Consider the following 24126-nt stretch of genomic DNA (forward strand, 5'->3'; position numbering starts at 1 on the left):
ACGCCTGAAGCCAGCCCTCCTCTTCTCTCCCATCGTATTTCCCTCTCTTCGCGCCTGTCGGCTCAGTGAATGTGTGAATCATCTCAAAAGGAAAATTTATGACGGTGTCGTTAAGGGTAAGTTTAAAGAAACCCGTGTACACTCACCTTATAGACTTTGCTTCATTAAGGATAACTGCATTGTTTGGTCGTGTATCAGTTGCCGTACTTACCCTTCTGGCGATTATATGGATGGCGTTAATTTTTGATTTTGGTGGTGTCGTTGGGCATCTCGGCGCGCTGTTGAACCATCTGGATGGCAATTAAGGTTTTCCCCAAACAATACGCCACCAGCAGGGCCGGTGGCGGGAAACGTATAAACGGACTATTTTTTGACCGGCTGAGGCTTTTTATCACCTGACTCAGGCGCCTCACGCGGATCGTCTTTCTCAACATACAGCATATTTCTCTCCTGTTTCGGATACCCACTCCCCACTATAGGCCGCATTGTTAAAATCTGGCCAGGCGGCAGTTATGCTTCTTTTTGACGAAAAGAGAGGTAGCCGAAAACCCCGCTGTCGCCATCCGCGGGATGATTAACGCCGTCCATCACCGCCACTTCGGCAAAATCAAAGGGGGTCACATTTTCAAAACAGGCCACATTCACGCCGTATTCGTTGGGATTTGAACGCCGCTGATGGAAGGTATAAATCCCGCAGACCGAGCAGAAGAAATGGCGGGCTGTTCCTGTGTTAAAACGATATTCCGTGAGCTTATCCGCCCCTTTCGTTACGGTAAGGCCCGACAGCGGTGCCGAGACCACCACGGCGCCCCGCATCCGGCAAGAAGAGCAGCTGCAGCGCCGGGCGGTATTTAATCCGTCTGAAAGTTCAACGGTAAACGCCACCGCGCCACAATGGCACTGTGCATGACGAATATCAGCCATCGGTTACACCCCCTTTCTCACGAGCTCGGCAGCCTTAACGAAAACCTCATCTTCAACGCCATCGCCTTTCTATCTGCCGAGTCTGACCAGTTCACTCACAATACTGTCGCGATGGATGGGTTGCTGTGCTGAAACAAGACCGATAACGGCGGCACCAATTGCCAGTCCCACTAATCCCGTTTGTTCATCTTTGTTCTTCATGTTTGTGCTCCCTTGTACAACACAAAAAGCGTAGCAGGATTGTGGTAAAACGTGGCGTTGTCACGGATGCTATTTATTCTGTGATACAGGGCGTAACCCCTCCGCTAACAGGCGATGAGGTCGAGGTGTACGTGTCAGAATCGCGGCGCGAGGCCGTATTTGGGCGCATTAATGTTCGCGGCCCAGACCTTGATGTCGTTTTGAAGAAGTAAGGTAAAATCCGATTTCAGATGGTTAACCATGCCGTTAACGCTCTGCGCATCTTTCACCGAAAAATGCTCTATCCGGTTCTGCCCGACCTGAACACAATAATACGTGGCCGGAAGCACTTTGCCATTCACGCTAAGTTCTTGGCGGGTCCCGTCACAGCGCCCTTCGGTGATATAGGAGACCAGCAAATTTGCTGATTTCCGCTCAGGCTGAGAGATGCTCAACATGACCGGGAAACCGTCTGAAGTCTGGGTCATATCGTAAAGAACAGCATTTTTTATATACCAGGTATTATATTCCCGTTCCTGAAAAGCTGACCTCGAAGGCGCAGAAACGACCACCAGCATTGCCAGTGTAATAGTTTGAATTTTCATGAGATGTTGTCATCCGTGTCGTTGCACACATTATTCAGATCGTGCAAAAAACAGCAACACCTTAAGAATATTCCTACTACTATTGGCAGTCGTTTTTAGTTATCTACCGTGGTCAGCGCGTTATTGCATTCCGTTTGTATACGCTCAGTACGTTAAAACAGGAAAGAGTTGGTACACCGCCACCATCGCTGAAATACTGACGATGACACTGACAATGAAGTAGGTTTTGAAGGGCTGCTTTTGCGTTTTATGGCGAAACAGTTGCTGACCTATAATCGCCCCGGGCCATCCGCCGATAAGGCCAAATACCAGCAGTGTGGCTTCCGGCACTCTGCGCATGGCCCTTCGCGCCGCCATTTTGTCGGCGCCATACATCGCTAACGTCAGTACGTTGATAAGCAGGAGCCACAGGATAAACGGATGCGAGGTGAATAGACTTCCGATTGCGGCGATCAACAGAAGCAAATAACAAAAGCGATTGAGGGTCATAGCACAAGCCACTGGAATGTTCAGAGTATGTCGAAGCCGCATTATACGCGATATCACAAAGCAAGGTTGCTGCCGTCCACAATTCAAAATCCTGTAAAACGTGCTGGCATTCGGCGCAACAATCCGTACCATACACGGCACACTTTCGCATGCTGGTGGTTAACCGCAGGCGCTGACCCGTCTTTTATTGCCAGTCAGATGGGGCACTAAAATGCGCAGAGGGTGTTTGGAATCTAAGCTTCATAGAGTGAAGAGATGAACAGCAAAGAGAGGGCAATGCTGACAGAAGCTGCCCCTCTAAACCGTTTGCCCCACTGGTGCCCCATTTGAAATTTGAGTACAGATTAAATGCAACAAAATCAAGATATTAATAAGAAAGAGCAATACAACCTGAATAAGCTACGCTGATTTTGCCAACTTATTGATATCATTTATTTTATCAATTTATTCAAGTGGTTATAGCATAATAACTTCCCCCTGAAGCTACCCAGAACTACATTTTTCGTGCCCTTTTTTTGCCCCTTTTCAGCATTTCTGCCCCCAAATTTGCCCCCAAACACCCTTCTTTTGCGTAGCTCCTTCCAGTTTCGCGACGTGCCACTTTAAGCTACATGTTCCCCAGCATAATCCCCACCGATCTGATTGGATCGGTTTGTTTGTAGAACTGGTTTGTGACAACCGAAACGTTGAGGGTTTGGCGGGTGCCTGAGAGATTATCCTGGCCGAATTGACGAAGCGAGTGCATCAGATTTTCCCTGATGCCGAGGTGAGAGTAAAGCCGATGCAGGCTAACGCGTTAAATAGCGACGCCAGTATAAAGTGTTCAGGAAAAACTGAACCGCATGCTGGAGGAAATGTTTGAAGACGCAAATATGTGGCTGGTGAATGATTAGCAAAACCCGTGTTCGCCTCGTGCATACCTTCAACTACGCAGACATGCACCACTACCCATCGTACTTTCCCGATATTGAACGGCACATCATCTTAGTGGCGTTAAATAATAAGCACTTTTACTACTCACTGTTTTTGCGGTCACTCCAATAGATGCCCTTTTCAGTGCCGCATTAAATGCAACTAACGTTACCGGGCTTGGAGTTGTCTTGGTACGATGTGAATGGCTCTGAAACAAAAACACATCTTCAGGATACTTCTCCCTGCGGGAGTGGAAAATTCTTTTCACTCCTGGCTTAAGAGCAATGCATCTTTCCCTCAGTCCTTTTGTGGCTGAAAGAACAATAATATCATGGCTCATATCATCGAACTTTGCCCCAAGAAGCTGTCCGGGCTTAGCCTGACTCAGATACAACATTGCCCAGAGATCTGACCATGTATCAGAAATATTCTCAAGATTCCGCTTGATAGCAATAAATTCAACTACGGTAAGCCCCCACACATCTCTCATCATTCCTTTCAGTAGATCCTCTTGTTACATGAATCTTATGTACAAACAGAATCTTCATGGTTGTAACATTCAATATTCGAATTACCGAACAGTGCCCAGCAATCGTAGCTCATTTTTACATATGGCTGTCCGAAACATCAAACATCCTGCTCTCATACTAAGATTTTTTTGTTCTGAACGTTTGCAGTTCCGTATTGTCTAAATAAAAAGTTCTTAAAAAATGTTCAACATGGCAACGTTTATAATCGCAAGTACCGTAGTTGTGGCTCTTGGCTTGATAGTATTGAGCCTGATCAAAATTGGCATAAGCACATCGAATAACCCGGATGAATTTTAATGTGTTGAAGTTCGTGTAACGTCTTTATTTACTGGGAATTTTTTATATAGAGTACAAACGGCCACATCGTAAATGATCGCCACCTGCTTCCGATCCACTCCGTTTGCGATTAACCTGCCAGCCTGAGCCCATTGCTCAGGTGTCAATTTTGGCCGCCTCCCACCGATTCGCCCTTTCTCACGGGCTGCGGCCAACCCAGCCCGGGTGCGCTCCACTATCAACTCCCTCTCCATTTCAGCCAGAGCTGACATGATATGAAAGATGAAGCGGCCCATCGGGCTTGATGTATCAATGCTGTCCGTGAGGCTCTTGAAGTGAATGCCACGCTGACGGAGTTCATCCACCAGCAGCACCAAATTACGCATGCTACGACCAAGACGATCCAGCTTCCAGACCACAAGCGTATCGCCCTCGTTCAGGGTTCTCAGAAGCTTTTTAAGCGCTGGTCGGTTTGCCACAGTACCGCTCATTTTTTCTTCGAAAATCTGTTCACATCCTGCGCGTTCGAGTGCTTGCCGCTGAAGATCCGTATTTTGGTCATTTGTTGACACCCTTACATAGCCAATTTGCATATTTTCCACCCAGTTATTTCTAAAAAAAATCAGGTGAAGTTATCGGCCAGGCCACCAGAGGGCAATCTATAAAACGTCGGTTTGGGAGACAGCACCACAGCCAACTTCGGAAGCCTCGAGATCGGAGCCAAAAAACCCTCTTCTGCAAGCTTTGTGGATTTCCACTTTCTGGGTACTAACGACTATGACGCGCGCATTTTGTGTGGAGGCAATTCAAGCGGCTCTAATGGTAAAGGGGACTTCACATTTTACGGCGGGAGATACGTATTTATCGGGGATAGTTTTGAATTTCGTAACCCCATCTACTGTCAAAATAGCATCAGTGCCGAGGGCACGGTCAAAGCCGTAACAACGGCTAACATATGGGCTCCCAACGATGCGAGTAACGTCCATGTGTGGTTTTACGGTACCGGTGGGAATGCATCACGCGGGGTAATCTATGCTGGCAAGGATGGCTATATCCGACTCAGGCCCGATAACAACGATAATGGTGGCGCGAATGGCTACAGCTTCATTTTTGGAGCTGATGGTAAGTTTACCTGCGTCACGATGAACCAGACTTCTGATGAGCGAGTGAAATTCGATAAAGAGCCCGTCAGTAAAGCACTTGAGAAGATTTGTTCCCTGACGGGTTATACATTCGGCATTCAGCTCACAGAATCAGAGTCGGTACGTAGCGCAGGCATCATCGCCCAGGAACTGGAGCAGGTTCTGCCGGTTGCTGTGAGTTCTGACGGCACCGGCACAACTCCAGAAGGAAAAGAGATTAATGACCTCAAAACCGTAGACTACAGCGCAATGAGCGCCCTCTACGTTGAGGCAATCAAGGAATTAACCAACCGGCTGAAAGGTGTTGAGAGCGAACTTGCTGCGCTACAGGACCGCCAAAACGTTTAATTTTCTGTCTTATCTTCTAAAGCCCTGACGCGGATTGCCAGGGCTTTTATCGCGGCCAGCGCATCGAGCAACAGGGGCGTCTGGTCAAGGTGTAATATGCCGCCAATTTCTTTGACATATTCTGGATCGATTGTCTCAATTTGCTGTGATATCACTCCGCGACGTGGGGTTTGCGTTTCATCATCTTTGAAGGTGAAGTGTTTGAACTCCATCCGTGAAATGTTGCCCAGTGCCTCTTCTGGATCGAGGTCCTCACCAATATTTTTCATAAGTCTGTCAGAAACTGCAGATGTCATTATCTCCTTCCATGGGCTCCATGTATCAGTGTTGTAACCCCTGAAAAAAAACCTTCCCGCATCAGTTTTGTTGGCATACGGCAAGCAGAACTGCGTAAAGGCTGCATCAGGAATACGAACATAATTTTGAACATACCCATACCAGGTGGTGATAGGCCCTGAAGTTGATTTCGCCATATCTAACAACAAACGATAAGTACCGGGCTCAGTTAAGCTATTGAAGTTTGTCCCGTCAGGAGCAACTGCCATATCTGTTTTAAAGGCCCTGGCATCACCAGTTGGCAACCCGAATGCGCCCACCTGCATGACGTTCCCGGCAGCCGTTCCGACGTCCTTTGTCGCGCTACTTCCCAAACCGAGGTTTGTGCGAGCGTCTTCTGCCTTCGTTGCACCGGTACCGCCGTCAGCAACAGCCAGCGCACCGTTACTCCCTTTCTGCGCCAGTTTACCAATGCCAGGAATGGTTACTGGCGAGCCGTTGATGGTTACGGTGATGCTCTGATTGGCTGAGGTTGTGGCGAACGTCTCCCATGCACCGATATTCTCGTCATATTCTTTGATGAGCTGTGACATCGCCTGTGCCAGGCCATCGATCGAAATATTGTCAGATACCAGAATGCCGTACTTCTGGCCGCTCAGCGCCGGGGAAGCAGCAGGCGTAACCTTCATTGACGTGGCGCTGTTCACGGATGATATCTGGAACATCTGGACCGGGTTAGACATGACGATAATCGTCTGGCCAGCGCGAACCTGGCTGGCCGGTGCCGTCCAGTTTGTGCCAGTGCCGGTTGCGGTATTTCCGTTAATAGCGATAGTGCCAGTGTTATAAAGCATAGGTACCTCTTAATTAATTGATCGCTATAAACGATCAATAACTAAATATTGATTCACACAAACGATCTGAATAATTAATGTTTATTTGTGAATATGGGCATTCCACTAATTAATGGAATGCAAAAATGAAAAAGAACTATTTATCGATGCTTATTGGCGTGACGTTATTGTCAATGTCATCACTGTCTGTAGCTTCTGAAGCGGGACACACATCCAATCCTGGATATGGTGATGGTGGAACAGCACAGAAACGCCAGGTTGACGCCTGTGTTAACGCGAATACGTCCACTGTCACGTCTTACGATAATGTCTCACACGTTAAGCCATGTACTGGTGGCGTCTCTTACAAAGACAGAGAACTCCCGACCCAAAAAATTAAAGCACCATTCAAGTGAAATAAATAAAGCCCCATCAGGGGCTTTATTTTTACGACGCGGAAAATGAACCTGAACCACGCGCTATCTGCAGAACCGGTGAAAGAATCTCTTTCTTCGATGCGTTAGTTCCTCCCGACATATCATTTACGCTTATTGATGCAGTCACTACCTGTTTCGTAATTCCGCTTTTCGCAAAAATCACCGGGACCGCTACAGCGTTGGTTGTATTTCGGGTTGAACAGGTTACCCACTGATAATCCTTTGTGGTTCCGTCGATGGTCACTGATATCCGCGCAGTGGCATCGTCGCCAGATACGCCATATATCAACACAACCGCTGATACAATTACTGTCTTGGGCTTGCTGGTTCCGGTTGTATCCGTATAAGTCAGATTGGTCGTTACACCTCCTGAGCCGGATTTGGATTTATCCAGACCGACACCTGCGTTAACCACATCACCGACAAAATTCTCAGCCTCCACTGTCCCCCTGAATGAGCCACTGGTTGCCGTCACTTTCCCGGTAAACTCCCCGTTCGTGGCGTAAACCGTTCCACGCACGGTAACATTATTGAACACGGCATAACCGGATTTGTTGATGTGCCAGCCAACGTTTCCGGTTCCATCCCAGGTTGTCGACTGGATGTAGTTGCCGAGTTTAAGGTTGCCGATTGTCCCGTCACCAATGAGCGTTTCCCGGATGATGGTTTGCCCGTTCTGAATAACGAACAGAAGCGTAGCCGAGTAGCAGCCGGGAGTTTGCGTGTGTCTGGGAAGTAAGGCTGACCAATACCATCGCCATTGCAACGTGGGCATTCAGGGTGAGGCTCTCTGTTGTGGTCGTAACCGTAACCACCGGAATCTTCAGGTTCACGTCTGTCACGCTCAACAGCCTCGAGTCTTTTCTCTTCAAACTCGACAGCATCACGCCACTGGTAGTGATGCCCGAAGCCCCAGCAGTAACGACACGCGCCGCGACGATACTGTGAAAGCTGGTTTGCATCGAAAGTGGCGAGCTGCCACATCTGCGCGAGGACTTCATCGGCACTGCCAAGCGTGCGCGCAATAGATGCCTTCTGCTGCTGCGCAATGGCTTGCGCAACTGAAGTTTTCTGAAGGAGTTGATAGCCGATTTGTTCAGCTGATTTTTTGCTGTAGCCAGCCCGGATAGCTGCCTGTGTGGCATTGCCATCCTTCAGGTATTCTGCGACAAAGCGTCTTTGCTGTGTCGTTAACCCATCATCATCCACCAGCTCATCGGCGCTTTTATCCTTCTGCGCAGCACGCAATTTTTGCTGCGCAGATTTTTGCGCAATTTGCGCAAAGGGTTTCTTGATGTATCGGCGGGCAGTAGCGTAATTCAGTCCCTGCGCTTTACACCATTCCTTTGGTGATACGCCGGTTGCGGCATGGTCGGACAGGAACCGTTGCTGAAGCTCGCCCCAGTCCGGTTTTGCCATTGTTTACTCCAATAAAAAAGCCACCAGCCAATGCCAGTGACTTAGGATTGTTGTGGTGCCGAGTACTTACTGCAAACCTTAAATAAGCTTGATTTTGATACTATAACCCTGGAGGCCAGACATAGTTTCTATAGGAATAAACTCAACATCAGAGACTTCCTTCCCTGTTTTTTTTCTCAACTCAACCATTTTTTTTGAGATGAAAGACGAAATCTCTTTTTCGATTTCATTCTTGATGTTATCAGAATTCATTTTACCTCCTATAAATAACTCATTAACACTCAATCAAACACAAATCGTTAATGAGCGAATCAGATACTTATGTATAGATGATTCATGACATTATGGCAAATATGCACCACTCCCCTATATGTATATACCCACTAAAATATCATATAACAAAAGGAACTAAAAAACACTATTTAAGACATGGTAAAGTCTATAAAGGTGTTACTTGCACACCTTTACAGTAAAATATTTATTTTCTGCTATGATTAATACACCACACAATCCCAGGAGTATATATGTTCACTAAATCCGCAGATAAAAACCAAGAGAAACTTGGTGATATGGAAGGCAGTTTTGGGGGAGCAATTAATCCATCAGAACATCCTGTAATAGAAACCGCAAAAAAATACGCAGCACAAACCAACGATGCCATACGCGGCCACTCTGACGATATAAAATCAAAAATAAAATCAAACCCTCGAACATGCATTGCCATATTAACCAGTGTAGCTTTTGCATTAGGTTTTTTATTGGGGCGTAGATAATAATAAGCATTCAGCCCAAACGTCAAAACCCTTCTTAAATACGTATTTATTCATTCATTCAACTAGGCGCTGAGATGACCAATAAATAATCATCATATTAAACCGCCCTTAGGCGGTTTAATTATTGTATGCTAATTCTGTAAATCTCTTTTATCATCGGGTTCAAGTGGACTTGATGGTTGTCCCTCTCCAGGAAGGTCAAGCGGTTCCTCTTGAGGGGAAGGTTCTAAATCAGGGGCAGGATCATCAAAATCAGGACGTCCGGACATATATACTCCTTAATAATTCATGTACTTTTTATTTCTGATCTCTTTTGGCCGATTTTTTATCCTGTTCATCATTGTTTCGATCTTTCCCTTTTTCTTTCCCATTATTCCTGTCCTGGGACCGCTCATTAGAGATGTTCATATGTTTAGCTTTCATGGGTAACTCCAGTGATAATGACAGCAAATTGCTGTATGTTTATTATAGTAGCAATATAGAAAATAAATCACACATTTGATGTTACTAAAAATATCCCGACCCCATGTCATTAAATACCGGGCATATTAAATGATATACTTACAAATAAATTACAAATAGAGCATCCACTCAGGGAGGAAAAATATTGGCCGCACCCTAAAATTTTGCATCTCCTAAACTAAACAGCATTCAATTGGTCCTAAGAAAGAACCACCATAGTTATGTTTTTTCTTAAGACTTCATATGCCGAGCTTTACCACCAGAAAGTGGAACAGTTTCCTCATTTTCTTCATCATTCTTATAAACTTCTATGAATTCATCAGCATGACCAGGAGCGCCTCCTTCATCTTCCCATTCATTTAACGAGTGTAGCCATTCCTCCTGAGTCATGACTTTACCTGCTTTGGTACTACGTAGATGAATATTCATAACACGCTCCCATTCTTTTACCCAACCAAGAGTATAGCTCAACGCAGTAAATCATCAGTTCGAAAACTCAATTAACCGCGTCAAATATTTGGTTATTTTTTATGGGGATATACCAATAGTCATCTACTATTCGAGAAAATAATTTTCACCAACAGCCTGAGGCTATTCCTATTACAACCGCTTGCGCTTGTTGGTCTCTTGGTTGCGGCCAGGCTATTCATGAGTCTGATGAGGAGAATGCCAACTCCAGGGAAACATCCATAAGAAGAGCATGTGAAACTGAGACTCCCCTAGCCCTCCTTGTGGGGGCTTTTTTTTGGGATTGATGCGGTTCGCTTGTTAAATATTGAGTCTTTTCTAGAATTTAAAGGTGCTTTGCTATGTCAGGTAAAGCCGTCGTTCAGAAATACCCGTGTGCTCAAGGACGAGCCATCCCTAGTTTTTCCTTTCCAGCTCTATCTGTCTTATACCAGCCAGATTATTGTTCCCCTTCTCAATCACGGCCAGCAGAGGCTTAATCCAGAGCACTGCCTGGCAGTATGTTATTAAGCTGGAGGCAGCGGTACCATCATCGGCTGCGTCAGATCCGTGGGTATCGGCGTGCATTGCGCTGGAACGTAAACGGTACGCGTATTCGAGCAGCCCACCAGCAATGTCAGCAGGAACAGGAAGATCACAGGTTTTTTCACGGCGGAGAATCTCCCGGTATTCGATTACGGTTTCTTCGGTTCTGGTGTCGATAAGGGAGTTAAGCCTATTGGCATGCTCCGAAACCTGATTGAATCGATTGAAGTTGAAGGCTTGGGTAGCGATCACCTGCCCCTGCAAAGAGTTGTCACTCCGCAGAACGTCGTTATCGCTCTGAAGGCTACTGGTGTCTGAGCAGCTCTTAACGAGAGCGACTGACAGACCAGCAATAACCACAACCGCGATTGGTAAAAGATTAAATTTCACTGGTCTATCCCCCAGCACGCCAGCGCGCTTTCCTGGTCTCGCCGTTCTACCTGACCGTAGCAGCCGTTCTTCTGGCCTTTAGTCAGGCGGCAGTCGCGGCCACCGTCTCTAATCCACCAGCGAATTGCCTCGCATGCCCCATGGCGGTCACCGGCATTGATGCGCTTATAGAACGTGGACGGGAAGCACTTACCCGGCCCGATGTTGTACGGACAGAAAGATGCGATCCCAGCTTTCTGCGGTTCGGTAAGCGGTACCGAAATATTGCGGTCAACCCATGCCAAAGCCTTATTGCGTTCGATAGCATTCACCTGATTGCATTTGGCCTGTGTCAATTTCATGCCCTGCACAACCGGTTTACCATCAACCATCGTTGCGCCGCGGCAAATAGTCCAGATACCACCGCCATCTTTGTAGGCCGTGAGACTGTTACCCTCTTTCTCATTCAGAAACTGATCGAGAATTACGGATGCAGGGGCACCAGCCAGTACCAGCCCCAGAACCGCTGCACTCAGTTTTGCTCTGGATCCCATCACTCACCTTCCTTTTGTAATGCCTCAACGACCACGCTTGCAGCAGCAGGACGCTCGTGAAGGGGTTTATCACCAACGCCTTTCAGGTAGTCATTGACCATTTTTGTTCGCTTCTCATCCTCTCTACGCCTGCGGTTTGCATCTACCCGCCCGTTAATGTACGAGGCTAGCGAGATAAGCAGACCAGCAGCGCCAAAGAACATGAACACCAGATCCTGAGTGGTAAATCCAATGGCTGACGCCAGAGCTGCTACCCACGCAAAGAACTGCGTGAAGATGTTCCCTGAATCATTCATTTTCATGGTCTCTCACCTCGCTAAGTGCGGGTGCTGTTACTAGAAATAAAAAAGGCTGCCAAACGGCAGCCTGATGATGATTAATACTCTCCGGCGCTTCTTTCTCCTTAGGAAGGCATTAGATTAAACAATCCTTAAGAAGAGTCATTTACACAAAAAAATAATTAACTATTCACATAGTTTGAAAGTGTTATTATTTGCAAAAAGTCATGACGTTAGCTTTTGTGGATAAAAGAAAGACAAGCGGGCAGGAGAGGGATTTATTATTGCGGAGAGGAGTGATGTCGTTCTCCGCATTTTTTTAGACTCGAAGCGATTTGGTCGCAAAGAAATAAAAAGCCCCACGGGGTTAACCGCAGGGTTTTAAACGAATGCAATAACCCATCGTTAGAGCAAAATTACCACAGATTCGGGAAAAGTAAATAGCTCACGATAAATTCATGCCCTATTTTGTTATCTTCTTCAGCTGCGCATCAGCCCATGTCTCTTCGATGTCAAACTTAGTAATTAACTGATCGTAGAATGGCTTAACAGACTTCTTCCAGGTATCGAGGCTGATTGCATCCGTTATCTGACACACCGCGGCGTAAGCCTCAGTTGATGGAATTCGCTCATATCCGCGCCCCCTGCAGCGCTTACAATCGGCCAGAACCGGAACGCCCTGCCGTTCTGTAAGAGCCTGATTAACGGCTTTCCCGCGTCCATGGCAATCTTTACAGGCGCAACTTACAACCTTCTTACCCTTACACTGAGGGCATAGAACGCGCGCTACCTCCATGACCTGCCTACGCACCTCATACTCAGAAGGTCGAATATTCTCGACACCCACGTGCAAAGACATCTTCACGAACTTCTTCTCTTTTGTCGGCGTGTGAGACTTCATGCTGAAAACCTCAGCGTCAATAAACCCTGCCCCTTTGCAGCCATCGCATTGCTTCACGCTGGCGGCGCTACGGGAATAGTCCTCGAACGCGAAGCTGGCCAACTGATGCATTACCAGTGGTTTAATCTCTGCATCGAGCTTCCGTAATGCCGCAACCCGATCGCACCTGGTCAGCGCGTACTGAGCCAGCAGTTCGATCGCCCTCTCCCGGTCATTGTTGCTGATGCCCATCTTCCCGAGAAAGGCGCTATAACCCAAGGCTGCCCGTTCCTGGGTCATGCCCATAGCGGCCATGATATCCGTCCCGGTTAATGAGTCTGATGCAGTAGCTCGAGGAGAGTCGCTAATCATTGTCGATTTAGCAAAGTGATATTTGAGTGTATTTTCTAGATTCATGCGGTCTCCAGCTCGGTAATAGTGAGTTCCAATTTTCCGCCCTTAACGACAGGCATTTTCACAACGCGATAATCCACAACCTGGCAGTCATCCAGCCAGAATCCTGCCTTGGTTAAAGCATCGAATGCAGCCTTCTGCAGGTTATCCAGATCGCGGCGCCGGCGGTCGGGCATGTGACATTCAATTCGGATTTTGAGTAGTGCAGCCGTTCGGATATTCAGCCGGGCGCATCGAATGACACTTGCGACCGCATAACGGTACGCGACGCCATCAGCGCTAATGTGAGTTCGCCCGCGGTTGTGCCGGTAATACCGGTTGTTACTCGGCGGCCAGGGTAAAGTGATTTGATATGTCTTCACGTTCACCCCCACATCCGGTTTCGCCAGCGGCTATCCGGGCGCGCTGGCGTATTTGAGGTCGGAAGGAATGCACTCACAGTCCAGGTCACGTAATCCGGGTTAAGGCTACGCTCGACTCGCACGCTGCGCGCTTTGTAACGCTTAACCAGTTCGTCGGCCTGTTCGGTACTGCAATCGGTGTGATGGAACCAGGTAAATTTCATTCCCTCACCCCACAAAGCCAAGAAGCTGAGCTGCGACGTTTTCGGCCTCGTCGCGACTGCGGAATGAACGGGACAGGACCCAGCGCCAGAGGACATCGAGCGCTGCTTTATAAAGCTGCTGAAACTCGAGTTCGCCCATGTTGGCAAACGAGATGCTGCGAGGATGCTTTTTGAGTGTGCCGTCAGGTAGTTGAATGGCATCAAAGTGCCCTGCCTCAACGATCACCCATGAGCGGTAAGCATCGAAAGATTTGCACAGGCTAATGCCATTCGTGACGCGGCGGTATGCGACTTGCTCCAGATACTGCTCAGCAGCATCCATCAGCGCCCCCTCATTCCCACCATAAGTAGCGAGGAACTTGGCGTAGCCGGTGATCAGCTTCCGCTCGTTGCTAGAGATAGCCCCGCCGGTTGGTTCCCAGTATTCAAAACCAAGATTAAGAAGCGCGAAAAAGCGTCGATGGAATGCCGGGTTACGCACCCGCCTGAAATCGGCAACAAGAACATCGCCGAGCCTGGTTTTGGAATGCAAGATATTGCTGGTCTCGGGCGTAGCCGGGATCAGTATTCCTGAATGGTGTTTGATAAGTTGTAATTCTAGCGCCATGGTTCTCTCCGTGGCGCATCAGGTATAGGGTGTTCAGGCCTATGAAAGAATAATATCAGACGGTGGTGTAACTCGGTACCCCAGCCGTTTTGCAAATTGCATAAACCCGTTGAGAGTGAAGATTTCTTCCTCTTCGAGTAACGGTCGTAATGAAACTATTCCATTTACTCGATAAACCAAATATCTCCCTTCCGCCGGGAAGCTATAGATAACTGCTTTATCGGCCCTTCTGACCACGTCGTACCAATGATCATCTGCATTAAAAGCATCTGCACTACACACTATTTCCCCCAGAGCGACTTATTGACGCAGTAAACAGTAATCGGGAACAGCCAGGGGAACGCAAACAGCGATACTCTTCAAAACTGCTCCAGTGAAATTCACGCGATTAAAAACCACTCGTCCGCGCTTTCCCAGGTCTCCTGCACGATATGCTCAACCTCTTTCTTGTCGCCTCCGAAAACAGTCAAACCATCATTACTGGCGCGCTTGATCGTTAGCTGACAATTATCGAACTGTTTGCTGAGTCTTTTGAGCAGTTCTGATTCAAGCGCAGGTATAGCTCCATCAGGAAGTTTCTTCATGCGATCAATGGTTAACTCGATTTTCATTTTTCCCTCCGCAATGAGTAACTGTATAGATATACAGTACATTTATAAACTTATGTTACGGATTTTGCAACGCTCTCAGAACATCGAATGTGAATCAACTGATTTTTCATGTAGAAAAAAATCAAGTGTTCAATCCAGGCGGCTACCTAGATAAAAATCATCTTGCGTTGCAAAATAACAAAAGGATTTTAAAAGGTTGGAATTCATTCGCTTCTAAAGCGGACATGAAAGCGATGTGTTAGAAAAGAAAAAACATCACTTATGTTAAAAATTGGGTGACTTTTAAATTGGTTTAATTTTAGCCAAATGTGATAGAGTGAAATACATTCATTGAGAGGCTAATAATCATGTCCGTTATCGATTACGCAATGAAACTTTTTGGAAGCGTATTCACCACCACTGTCACCTGCCCTATTTGCGGCTTAAAATCCGCTCAGCCTTCCTCTAAACTGCGTCTAAAAAGCCCCATGCTTTGTCCGGGGTGTAAAGCACTTTTTATCTCTCCGCGCTAGCTTCACAGCCGATGTTCTACACTTAATATAATATCAGCAGTTGTCAAATCCCCGATGCCTTACGCCCATCCTGAGAGAACGTTTCTGAACTGATTTCGCATCTGCTCCTACGCGTTAACGTAGCATAAGAGCAACCCTATGAAAATGAAACCTATTGCGTGGTTTAAGCGATCTCGTTTTCTGCCCGAAGGCAGCGCACACATATCAGCCCCAGTCAACGATTCGGGAGGAGAAAACTATTTACGTTCGGAACTGTTTTCTACCCCTCAGTTGGAACGCTTTGGAAAAAAACTGGCTCGTACGCACAAATTGTCTCCGGAAATACTACCGTACTACCTTCTTAAACGACTAACTGACAATGAAACGATAATTACGCGATGTTGCTATCTACTCAATGCAGGAAAAAAAACAAGTATCATGCCCGCAGGTGAGTGGCTGCTGGACAACTATTACCTGATTGAAGAGCAGATTCGCATGGTACGCCAACACTTACCGAAAAGTTTTGGTAAGGGTCTTCCGGTACTAGCTTACCCACATAGTTGTCCCAGAATTTATGACTTAGCCTCAGAGGCCATAGCGCATGGCGACGGACGCTGGGACACCAGCAGTCTTACCAGTTATATTTCCGCCTATCAAGAGGTGACACCTCTGACATTGGGGGAGATATGGGCTTTGCCAGGAATGCTGCGTCTAGCGCTGATTGAAAACCTGCGTCGTGTGAGCAACGAAGTGACCCAGGCCCAGCAGGAACGAAATCTTGCAGATATGTGGATAACGCGGATTTTTGATTGTGCAGAGAATGCTCCCGCCGACCTAATTATGATTGTTGCCGATATGGCGCGTACTCACCCTCCGCTGAGCAGTGCCTTTGTCGCTGAAATGGTTCGACGTCTGCAGGGACATGGCAATGCTCTTGTACTCCCTCTGAATTGGATTGAACAACGTCTTGCAGAGCAGGGGGTTACAACTGAGGTTCTGATTCATCGCTTCAACCAGCAGCTTGCCGCCAGCCAGCTCTCCGTCAGTAACAGTATCTCGAGTTTACGTCTGCTGAGTGAAACGAACTGGTCTGATTTTGCAGAGAACATCAGCGTAGTCGAGCAAACGCTACGCCTTGACCCAACTGGTATATATCCTCACATGCACTTCGACACCAGAGATCATTATCGCCATGTGATTGAAACACTTGCCAGAGATGCGAAATTGAGTGAACCGGAAGTTGCAAACCGCGTGATGGCAATGTCTTGCGAACCGAGTCTAGATCCTGAGCACCGACATATCGGTTATTTTCTGCTTGGAGGTGGAAGGCCACAACTCGAAAAACTGTTGTCAGTTGAAAGGTCTCTATTGAAACGGCTGCGGCAGAGTATGAACAAATCGCCCCTTCTGTCATGGCTTGGTAGCCTGAGTCTTTTGACCACGGCCGCTACGGCTACCATATTGTATGAAACTGCAGTACAGGGTATATTCTGGCTACTCATCCCCCTAGCCCTCCCCCTTATTGTTGCCATTAGTCAACTCGCCAGCGATATGCTTAGCGAAGCAACGACACGCTTCCGTACTCCCAGGCCTTTGCCACGGATGGACTTTTCAAGTGGGATACCAGTTGAATATGCCACAATGGTTGCAATCCCTTGCATGCTGACAAGCTATGAAAACCTCAGCAAACTTCTCTCTCGCCTCGAAGTCTGCAGCCTTGGCAATCAGGATGAAAATCTCTGCTTTGCACTTCTTACCGATTTTGCGGATTCATCAACTGAGGATACCGAGGAAAACACTGTCCTTTTAAGACAAGCGATTGCTGAGACGCAGAGACTTAATCGGCGAAACCCTGGCGGCCGAACTCGATTTTATCTACTGCACCGCCAGCCGGAGTGGAACGATTCGCAGAGAGTCTGGATGGGATATGAACGCAAGCGGGGCAAACTAGCTCTTCTTAACAGCTGGTTACGCCAACCGGGAACTCAGTTTTCGAGCGTTGCAGACCTTTCCTCGCAAGCTTTGCCCGGAAGGATTAATTACGTCATCACTCTTGACAGTGATACGCTCCTGCCTCGCGATACCGCTCATAAACTGGTGGCCACCATGGCGCATCCGTTAAACAAACCAGAATATGATCCAACGTTCCAACGAGTCGTTAAAGGGTATGGAATTTTACAGCCAGGCTTGGCAGAGGAAATGCCTCTTTACGGTCAGGGGCGCTACGCCGCCATGCGCAGCAGCGTCCCGGGTAATAATCCCTATTCGATGATGTCTTCGGATATATATCAGGATCTTTTCGGCGAGGGATCGTTCGTAGGCAAAGGTATCTATGATGTAGATATTTTTGTCCAGTCCACTGCCAACGTCTGTCCGGAAAATCTCGTACTCAGTCACGACCTGCTGGAAGGATGTTACGCCCGCTCTGGACTGCTGAGCGACGTTTTACTTTACGAACAATATCCAACTAATTATCTCTCAGACGTCGCACGTCGTACGCGCTGGATCCGCGGAGATTGGCAACTTCTCAATTGGTTAAGGGTTCGGGTCAGAAAAGCTGACGGAAGCAGAGAAAAAAATCCATTGTCCATTCTTTCTCGCTGGAAATTATTGGATAATCTCCGACGCAGCCTGGTAGCGCCGTCGATCATGCTGCTTGTATTTAGCGCGCTGCTCTGGCTCCCCAACCCTTTATACTGGGTTAGCGTGCTTACGCTAATATGGTTTCTTCCTGCAGCGCTTAGCATAGCATGGGATCTCGTTCATAAACCGCACCGCCGTCCCCTTAAACAACATCTGCAACTGGTCTCAGCTGGAGCCTTGAAGCGCATTTTACGTATCGGTCTCACGATTATGATACTACCCCACGAGGCCGGTTACTCATTATACGCTATTGGAGTTACGCTTTGGCGACTTGGTGTAAGCCAGCGTAACCTCAACCAATGGGTAAGCTATATCCCAGATAACTACCATTCCAGTATCTCTGTTTTAGGTTTTTATCGGGCAATGTGGCTGAATGTTGCCTGCGGTCTGAGTCTCACATCACTAGAATTGGTGTTTGATCCGCTGATGATGTTCATCGCATTGCCCATTAGCGTCGGGTGGTGCATAGCTCCCATTATTATGGCTTGGCTGAGCCGCCAACCCGCGCGTAAGCCCTTTCTGCCAGATCAGAAACAGAAACTTCTGTTGAGACAGACAAGCCGAGAAATATGGTCTTTTTTTGAGACCTTCGCCACAGCGAAAGAAAATTGGCTCCCCCCTGATAATTATCAGGAAATACCGCAACCGACGATCGCGCACCGTACATCCCCAACCAACATTGGATTATCACTACTGGCTAACCTTACTGCTTGGGATTTTGGCTATTTGCCGGGCGGTAGCGTCTTACAGCGTATAACGCTCACGCTCGACTCTCTTGATAATATGGAACATTTTCGTGGTCATTTATATAACTGGTATGACACTCGAACGCTTGCACCGCTCAGTCCACGTTACGTATCAAGCGTGGATAGCGGTAATATGGCCGGACATTTATTGACTCTGCGAGAAGGGTTATTAGCCATGCAAAACCAGCCCATTTTGAATGGCGAAAGAATATTTGCAGGGTTAAACGATACATTATTACTTCTTGAAAAACACTGGGGGCCAGGGGCACCGGATACGCTTAAAGAGCTTCAAAAGCAGTGTTTCAGCTCAGCGGAACTTCCTCTGGGAGCTATTTACAGCGAACTTAAAAAGATGCGTACTCAGTGCAAACATCTCACCGCTGCAAGTCAGCATGAAGGCGATATTGTGGTGCGCTGGGCCGAGCATCTGGAGCATCAGTTGATTGAAATATGCCACGAATGGTCATATCTGCTCGCGTGGTTACCTCCTACATACAAAAGCGAGACACTGCCAACACTAAGCTGGTTGGCGCAGAGTACCGACACCGGGGAAGGAACTCCTCCTGCATCAGTTATCATTCACGCCCGTTTGCGGCTGGATATTATCAGCGAACTTGAAAAGAGGTTAAATGACCATGCGCGAATGGATTTTGCCTTTCTCTACAGCGAAGCTACCAACCTACTCAGCGTCGGATATAACTGCGACACAAATACCGCCGATAAAAGCCACTATGACCTTCTGCCCTCTGAAATTAGGCTGACAAGTTTTCTCGCTATCGCGACAAATCAGCTTCCGATGAAAAGCTGGTATGCGTTGGGAAGGTTGTTCACCAATATCGACAATGAAACCGCGTTGATGTCATGGAGCGGTTCGATGTTTGAATACCTGATGCCGAATCTTGTGATGCCAAACTGGCGCGGCAGTTTGCTTGATGAAATGGGTAAATCAGCGGTGACGCGCCAGATTAACTGGGGCAAGGAACGTGGCGTACCATGGGGCGTTTCTGAGTCCGGCTATCATGCATTTGATGTCCAGCGTAATTATCAGTATCAGGCATTTGGTGTACCTGGACTCGGTCTTCGCCGAGGACTTGCGGACGATGTGGTTGTCGCGCCTTATGCAACACTACTGGCTCTGCTCGTTTCCCCCCAGAAGGCCTGCGAAAACTTGCTTAGACTGGAGCAGAGCGGTGCACATGGCGAATACGGATTTTATGAAGCGCTGGACTATACGCCATCACGGCTTGCTACCGGGCAACTGTACGCGGTTGTACAGTCCTGGATGGCGCACCATCAAGGGATGGGATTCCAGGCGCTAGCGCATATCCTGCTTGATGCCCCCATGATCGAGCGATTTATGGCAAGCCCCACTTTTATGTCGGCGAATCTTCTTTTGCAGGAACGCGTCCCGGATGAAGTCGATCTTTACAGCCCTCGCCGTCATTTTGAATCCCATGAAGGAAGGGTTAAACCGGTACGATATGAACCGAGAGTTTTTAGTCATGTAGACAGCCCTACTCCGGAAATACAGTTGCTCTCAAATGGGCATTACCACTTGATGTTGACACCAGGTGGTGGAGGATACAGCCGCTGGAATTCGATTTCAGTAACACGCTGGCGCTGCGATACAACCCGTGATAACTGGGGATCGTTCTGTTATATCCGTGATCCGCATACGAATGAGGTATGGAGCAATACTTGGCAGCCCATGGGCGGAAATGCGAACAGCACCGATGAGATAATCTTCACCGACGCAGGCGCAGAATTCAGGCGTACCCTAGGAAACCTCAGCGTCAGGACACAGGTTGTGGTTTCCCCGGAGGATGATATAGAGCTGCGCCGTGTCACCCTAGTACACCATGGCCGTCTACCGCGATCGCTTGAACTAACAACGTATGCGGAAGTGGTGATTGCTTCAGAAACCAGTGATCTAGCGCATCCAGCATTCAGTAATTTGTTCATCGAAACTGAGATTGATCCCAGCCGGGACGCTATTCTTTGCCATCGACGACCGCGTTCTCCAGATGAACCGAGCCCATTTCTGTTTCACATGATGGTGGTACATAGCAATGATTATAATGAAGCCTCGTTTGAAACAGACCGAGCTAAGTTTATTGGAAGGGGCAGAAGTCCGGCTGATGCCGCAGCTATCTATGCTAACGGGCCGCTCAGTAATACTTCTGGTGCCGTGCTGGATCCTGTCTTGGCGATACGACAAGTTGTGAGACTCATGCCTGGTATTCCGATAACGATTGATATCGTTTATGGCATCAGTGAGAGCCGTCAACAAAGCCAGGCATTACTGGAAAAATACCGTGATTACCCAATCGCGGAGCGTGTTTTTGAGCTTGCCTGGTCGCACAGTCTAGTAGTGCTAAGGCAGATAAATGCCAGCGAAGATGACGCAACGCTGTTTAACCGACTCGCTAGCGCTGTGCTCTATCCCTGTCACGAACTACGCGCCGACGTTCAGGTCATAAGCCGTAACCGCCGCGGTCAGTCCGGACTGTGGGGCTGGGGAATTTCAGGTGATCTACCGATTGTACTGCATAGCGTGACCAGCGATGAGAGTATGACCTCTATCACCACACTGATTCAGGCTCATCGTTACTGGCGGTTAAAAGGGCTTGAAGTGGATCTTGTTATCCTCAATAACAGCGCCGGTGGCTATCAGCAGGCCCTACAAACGCTGATTATGGATTTAATCTATGCCGGTTCAGAAGCCAGCCTGCTGGATAAACCTGGCGGCATTTTTGTCCGTAACGGAGAGCATTTGTCTTCCGAAGATAAACAACTATTGATGAGCGTTGCATGTATGTATCTTGACGATCGCGCGGGCGGACTAAACGAGCAGCTCAATCAGCGGCTCCACTCGTCAATTAAAACGCACAGGCCATTTGTACCTTTTGTCACTGTGGGAAGCAATCGACACGAAGACTGGACGCCGCAGACAGAACATCTGTTCAACTTCAACGGGTATGGAGGGTTTTCTGAGGATGGACGGGAGTATCAGATTATCCTGAAGGAAAATGTTCCAACGCCAGCCCCTTGGTCAAATGTGCTCGCTAACTCCTGTTTTGGTAGCGTCATTTCAGAAGCCGGACAGGCTTACAGTTGGTACGAGAACGCTCATGAATATCGTTTAACCCCATGGGAAAACGATCCTGTAAGCGACCGTAGCGGTGAGGCTTTCTATATACGTGATGAAGAGAACGGAACGGTATGGTCACCCACGACATTACCAGTGCGTGGCCGCGGGGATTACTTAACCCGACATGGTTTTGGCTACAGCGTCTTCGCGCATCGCGATAGTGGTATAGATAGCGAGTTGACAATAATGGTTGCCGAACACGATCCTGTTAAGTTGGCAATCTTGACACTTAGTAACAATTCGGGCCGCACGCGCAATTTATCGGTCACAGGATACGTAGAGTGGACACTTGGGGAATCACGCTCGCGTTCTGCTCCACATATCTTTACTCATACGGTGGTCGTGCCGAGTGGAAGTGGAGTTACAGCAAATAATTTTTACGGAGCTAACGGCGAAGGACGCATTGCATTTTTCGCTGTCAACGATCCTCATTGTTCGTTGACAGGTGATCGCCGAGAGTTTATTGGCCGCAATGGCTCTTTGCAAAAACCGGCTGCAATGAAGCTACGCAGTTTGTCGGGAAATACCGGCGCTGGTTTGGATCCATGCGGTGCAGTTCAGTCTGTTACCACCTTAATTGACGGTGATCAGAAGACCTTCATTTTTGTACTTGGCAGCGAGGAAAACTCCGCCCGGGTTCAGACAATACTCGATCATTATTTTGATGAAAATATCGTTCGACAGGAGTTGAACAATGTACATCGTCACTGGCACCGCATGCTGGATAAGATAGTGGTCAATACACCAGACCATACAGTTGATAAGTTAGTTAACGGTTGGCTGCTATATCAGACAATGGCCTGTCGCCTCATGGCGCGCAGCGGTTATTATCAATCGGGTGGCGCATTTGGTTTTCGCGATCAACTCCAGGATACATTGGCACTGACCCACGCTGCACCGGAACGCCTGCGCGAACAAATACTACTGTGCGCGTCAAGGCAGTTTTTTGAAGGCGATGTGCAGCACTGGTGGCATCCACCTCACGGTAACGGCGTACGCACGCGATGTTCAGATGATTTTCTCTGGCTCCCGCTCGCCGTCTGTCACTACGTCGACGCTTCTGGGGATATCGGGATACTAGAGCAGATGATTCCTTATCTAGAAGGACGTCAGCTTCAGCCTGGAGAAGAATCCGTTTACGATACGCCGCTAATCAGCCACACCGAAGAGACGCTTTGGTCACACTGCGTTAAAGCCATTAAACATGGGCTACGATTTGGACAGCATGGTCTGCCGCTAATGGGCGCTGGCGACTGGAACGATGGGATGAACCGGGTCGGCATCGAAGGAAAAGGTGAGAGCGTCTGGCTCGGGTTCTTCATGTTCGACATTTTACAGCGTTTTGCGACGCTCGCTGATCGGCGACAAGATGAGCATATAGCGTCACTATGCCGCACTGAGGCGGTGCGCTTGCAAAAAAATCTGCACGCTGCAGCTTGGGACGGCGAATGGTTCCGGCGAGGTTATTTTGATGATGGAACACCTTTGGGATCCACAGGTTCTCAGGAATGTCGAATTGATGCTATAGCTCAAAGCTGGTCCGTTTTATCCGGCGCGACTGACGATGAACGCGCCGGCAAAGCTATGCATGCTCTGGACAAGCACCTGGTAGATGCCGAAGCCAGGCTGATAAAGCTACTTTCGCCTCCATTCGATGGTCATGGACCAAATCCCGGCTACATACAGGGTTATGTGCCAGGTGTACGTGAAAATGGCGGACAATATACTCATGGTGCTATCTGGGCCGTAATGGCATTTGCCCGCATGGGGAATGCAGATCGTGCGTGGTATCTCTGGTCATTAATCAACCCAATAAACCACTCGTCAACTGACCAAGAAGTAGGGATTTACAAAGCAGAACCTTATGTCATGAGTGCAGATGTCTACAGTGTCGCGCCACATACTGGACGTGCAGGTTGGAGTTGGTATACCGGATCCGCGGGTTGGGCCTACCGTCTTATTACAGAAGAATTAATGGGTATAAAACGCTCCGGTAATGTCTTGACAGTCCATCCCCTGTTGCCAGCAGAGTGGGAGTCTTTTTCTCTGACATATCAACATGACGAAAGTCATTACGAGATTAATATTACACGTGGCGATGGGGAGTATCAGGTTACACTTGACGGTATCGTACTACTAGATGACAGAATATTTTTAAAAAATGACGGGCAAAGACATAAGGTTGAGATCCTTCAAAACTGACAATCTCTAAAAAACG

At 48.0% G+C, this 24126-nt stretch carries 29 protein-coding genes and 4 pseudogenes; 9 read left to right on the plus strand and 24 right to left on the minus strand.

What is annotated here, in order from left to right; genetic code table 11:
- Nucleotides 1–98 precede the first annotated feature (98 nt).
- A complete protein-coding gene (locus QMG44_RS08235) occupies nt 99–305 on the plus strand; it encodes a hypothetical protein (RefSeq protein WP_086532465.1) in 207 nt (68 codons plus the stop codon).
- Between the two features lie 58 nt (nt 306–363).
- On the opposite strand, the gene QMG44_RS08240 is transcribed toward QMG44_RS08235, so the two are convergent.
- The 5 genes and pseudogenes from QMG44_RS08240 to QMG44_RS08260 form a co-directional block, all read right to left on the minus strand.
- The gene (locus QMG44_RS08240; RefSeq protein ID WP_223263916.1) at nt 364–441 is read right to left on the minus strand and encodes a hypothetical protein; all 78 of its coding nucleotides are present in this window, start codon (nt 439–441) and stop codon (nt 364–366) included.
- Nucleotides 442–510: 69 nt separating this feature from the next.
- Nucleotides 511–924, minus strand: coding sequence for a GFA family protein (locus tag QMG44_RS08245; protein ID WP_086532464.1), 414 nt, complete (start codon nt 922–924; stop codon nt 511–513).
- A 3-nt stretch (nt 925–927) separates the two neighbouring features.
- Nucleotides 928–1125 (minus strand): annotated as a pseudogene (locus QMG44_RS08250) (hypothetical protein).
- A 134-nt stretch (nt 1126–1259) separates the two neighbouring features.
- Nucleotides 1260–1709 carry a hypothetical protein gene (locus QMG44_RS08255; protein ID WP_025204100.1) on the minus strand — a complete coding sequence of 150 codons (450 nt, stop codon included), beginning with the start codon at nt 1707–1709 and terminating at the stop codon, nt 1260–1262.
- 144 nt (nt 1710–1853) lie between these two features.
- A complete protein-coding gene (locus QMG44_RS08260; RefSeq protein WP_020884005.1) occupies nt 1854–2198 on the minus strand; it encodes a DUF1294 domain-containing protein in 345 nt (114 codons plus the stop codon).
- Between the two features lie 90 nt (nt 2199–2288).
- Between QMG44_RS08260 and QMG44_RS08265 the strand changes: the two are divergent.
- A pseudogene (locus QMG44_RS08265) lies at nt 2289–2405 on the plus strand (site-specific integrase); the annotation flags it as partial.
- Nucleotides 2406–2910: 505 nt separating this feature from the next.
- Nucleotides 2911–3091 (plus strand): annotated as a pseudogene (locus QMG44_RS08270) (DinI-like family protein).
- Nucleotides 3092–3177: 86 nt separating this feature from the next.
- On the opposite strand, the gene QMG44_RS08275 reads toward QMG44_RS08270, so the two are convergent.
- Nucleotides 3178–3603, minus strand: a complete 426-nt coding sequence (locus QMG44_RS08275) for a hypothetical protein (protein ID WP_232937643.1) — start codon at nt 3601–3603, stop codon at nt 3178–3180.
- 226 nt (nt 3604–3829) lie between these two features.
- Between QMG44_RS08275 and QMG44_RS24280 the strand changes: the two genes are divergently transcribed.
- Nucleotides 3830–3937, plus strand: a complete 108-nt coding sequence (locus tag QMG44_RS24280) for a YnaM/YnfT family protein (RefSeq protein WP_350223618.1) — start codon at nt 3830–3832, stop codon at nt 3935–3937.
- Here the strand turns inward: QMG44_RS24280 and QMG44_RS08280 are convergent.
- Complete coding sequence (locus tag QMG44_RS08280) at nt 3934–4509, minus strand: recombinase family protein (RefSeq protein WP_044858903.1); 576 nt, start codon at nt 4507–4509, stop codon at nt 3934–3936. The two genes, QMG44_RS24280 and QMG44_RS08280, sit on opposite strands and share 4 nt — an antisense overlap.
- Nucleotides 4510–4590: 81 nt before the next feature.
- Between QMG44_RS08280 and QMG44_RS08285 the strand changes: the two genes are divergently transcribed.
- Nucleotides 4591–5406 (plus strand): tail fiber domain-containing protein, encoded by an 816-nt coding sequence (locus QMG44_RS08285; protein WP_232937641.1) that lies wholly within the window; start codon nt 4591–4593, stop codon nt 5404–5406.
- On the opposite strand, the gene QMG44_RS24285 is transcribed toward QMG44_RS08285, so the two are convergent.
- Nucleotides 5403–6008, minus strand: a complete 606-nt coding sequence (locus tag QMG44_RS24285) for a pyocin knob domain-containing S74 family peptidase (protein ID WP_404997238.1) — start codon at nt 6006–6008, stop codon at nt 5403–5405. The genes QMG44_RS08285 and QMG44_RS24285 overlap by 4 nt on opposite strands.
- 33 nt (nt 6009–6041) lie before the next feature.
- Nucleotides 6042–6536, minus strand: a pseudogene (locus tag QMG44_RS24260) (tail fiber protein); the annotation flags it as partial.
- Nucleotides 6537–6661: 125 nt separating this feature from the next.
- Here QMG44_RS24260 and QMG44_RS08300 point away from each other — a divergent pair.
- Nucleotides 6662–6931, plus strand: coding sequence for a hypothetical protein (locus QMG44_RS08300; RefSeq protein ID WP_232937636.1), 270 nt, complete (start codon nt 6662–6664; stop codon nt 6929–6931).
- A 31-nt stretch (nt 6932–6962) separates the two neighbouring features.
- Here QMG44_RS08300 and QMG44_RS08305 read toward each other — a convergent pair whose 3' ends face one another.
- The 3 genes from QMG44_RS08305 to QMG44_RS08315 form a co-directional block, all read right to left on the minus strand.
- Nucleotides 6963–7394, minus strand: coding sequence for a hypothetical protein (locus QMG44_RS08305; RefSeq protein ID WP_404997235.1), 432 nt, complete (start codon nt 7392–7394; stop codon nt 6963–6965).
- A 29-nt stretch (nt 7395–7423) separates the two neighbouring features.
- The gene (locus tag QMG44_RS08310) at nt 7424–8371 is read right to left on the minus strand and encodes a terminase small subunit (RefSeq protein WP_281853071.1); all 948 of its coding nucleotides are present in this window, start codon (nt 8369–8371) and stop codon (nt 7424–7426) included.
- A gap of 78 nt (nt 8372–8449) precedes the next feature.
- Nucleotides 8450–8623, minus strand: coding sequence for a GnsA/GnsB family addiction module toxin (locus QMG44_RS08315; RefSeq protein ID WP_044859277.1), 174 nt, complete (start codon nt 8621–8623; stop codon nt 8450–8452).
- Nucleotides 8624–8895: 272 nt separating this feature from the next.
- Here QMG44_RS08315 and QMG44_RS08320 point away from each other — a divergent pair, with 272 nt between their 5' ends.
- Nucleotides 8896–9144 carry a CsbD family protein gene (locus tag QMG44_RS08320; RefSeq protein ID WP_232937617.1) on the plus strand — a complete coding sequence of 83 codons (249 nt, stop codon included), beginning with the start codon at nt 8896–8898 and terminating at the stop codon, nt 9142–9144.
- 131 nt (nt 9145–9275) lie between these two features.
- Here QMG44_RS08320 and QMG44_RS08325 read toward each other — a convergent pair whose 3' ends face one another.
- The 12 genes from QMG44_RS08325 to QMG44_RS08380 all read right to left on the minus strand — a co-directional run bounded on the left by QMG44_RS08325 (nt 9276) and on the right by QMG44_RS08380 (nt 14877).
- Nucleotides 9276–9413: a hypothetical protein gene (locus tag QMG44_RS08325; RefSeq protein WP_164724261.1), complete on the minus strand. Its 138-nt coding sequence runs from the start codon at nt 9411–9413 to the stop codon at nt 9276–9278.
- 28 nt (nt 9414–9441) lie between these two features.
- Nucleotides 9442–9567: a hypothetical protein gene (locus QMG44_RS08330; RefSeq protein WP_256572724.1), complete on the minus strand. Its 126-nt coding sequence runs from the start codon at nt 9565–9567 to the stop codon at nt 9442–9444.
- Between the two features lie 270 nt (nt 9568–9837).
- On the minus strand, nt 9838–10035 hold the full coding sequence (locus QMG44_RS08335; RefSeq protein WP_149376468.1) for a hypothetical protein: 198 nt from the start codon (nt 10033–10035) through the stop codon (nt 9838–9840).
- A 435-nt stretch (nt 10036–10470) separates the two neighbouring features.
- Nucleotides 10471–10989 (minus strand): hypothetical protein, encoded by a 519-nt coding sequence (locus tag QMG44_RS08340; protein WP_232937615.1) that lies wholly within the window; start codon nt 10987–10989, stop codon nt 10471–10473.
- Complete coding sequence (locus tag QMG44_RS08345; protein ID WP_047744400.1) at nt 10986–11522, minus strand: lysozyme; 537 nt, start codon at nt 11520–11522, stop codon at nt 10986–10988. Before QMG44_RS08345 ends, QMG44_RS08340 begins: the two co-directional genes overlap by 4 nt.
- Nucleotides 11522–11824, minus strand: a complete 303-nt coding sequence (locus QMG44_RS08350; protein ID WP_014832171.1) for a hypothetical protein — start codon at nt 11822–11824, stop codon at nt 11522–11524. Before QMG44_RS08350 ends, QMG44_RS08345 begins: the two co-directional genes overlap by 1 nt.
- A gap of 439 nt (nt 11825–12263) precedes the next feature.
- Complete coding sequence (locus QMG44_RS08355) at nt 12264–13097, minus strand: antitermination protein (RefSeq protein ID WP_232937613.1); 834 nt, start codon at nt 13095–13097, stop codon at nt 12264–12266.
- Nucleotides 13094–13456 carry a crossover junction endodeoxyribonuclease RusA gene (gene rusA, locus QMG44_RS08360; protein ID WP_086532935.1) on the minus strand — a complete coding sequence of 121 codons (363 nt, stop codon included), beginning with the start codon at nt 13454–13456 and terminating at the stop codon, nt 13094–13096. The genes QMG44_RS08355 and rusA overlap by 4 nt, the downstream gene beginning before the upstream one ends.
- A gap of 2 nt (nt 13457–13458) precedes the next feature.
- Entirely contained in the window at nt 13459–13659 is a 201-nt protein-coding gene (locus QMG44_RS08365) for a hypothetical protein (protein ID WP_032669790.1), read from the minus strand.
- Between the two features lie 4 nt (nt 13660–13663).
- A complete protein-coding gene (locus QMG44_RS08370) occupies nt 13664–14266 on the minus strand; it encodes a DUF1367 family protein (protein WP_232937611.1) in 603 nt (200 codons plus the stop codon).
- Between the two features lie 39 nt (nt 14267–14305).
- Nucleotides 14306–14548 carry a hypothetical protein gene (locus QMG44_RS24290; protein ID WP_228175402.1) on the minus strand — a complete coding sequence of 81 codons (243 nt, stop codon included), beginning with the start codon at nt 14546–14548 and terminating at the stop codon, nt 14306–14308.
- A 98-nt stretch (nt 14549–14646) separates the two neighbouring features.
- Nucleotides 14647–14877, minus strand: coding sequence for a DinI family protein (locus tag QMG44_RS08380; protein WP_228175401.1), 231 nt, complete (start codon nt 14875–14877; stop codon nt 14647–14649).
- Nucleotides 14878–15224: 347 nt separating this feature from the next.
- Here QMG44_RS08380 and QMG44_RS08385 point away from each other — a divergent pair, with 347 nt between their 5' ends.
- Both QMG44_RS08385 and QMG44_RS08390 read left to right on the plus strand, forming a co-directional pair.
- Complete coding sequence (locus QMG44_RS08385) at nt 15225–15389, plus strand: YnfU family zinc-binding protein (RefSeq protein ID WP_228175399.1); 165 nt, start codon at nt 15225–15227, stop codon at nt 15387–15389.
- Nucleotides 15390–15527: 138 nt separating this feature from the next.
- Nucleotides 15528–24110: a GH36-type glycosyl hydrolase domain-containing protein gene (locus tag QMG44_RS08390; protein ID WP_232937609.1), complete on the plus strand. Its 8583-nt coding sequence runs from the start codon at nt 15528–15530 to the stop codon at nt 24108–24110.
- Nucleotides 24111–24126 lie beyond the last annotated feature (16 nt).

The organism is Enterobacter sp. 200527-13 (assembly GCF_027924865.1).
In the GTDB taxonomy this organism is placed as follows: domain Bacteria; phylum Pseudomonadota; class Gammaproteobacteria; order Enterobacterales; family Enterobacteriaceae; genus Enterobacter; species Enterobacter ludwigii.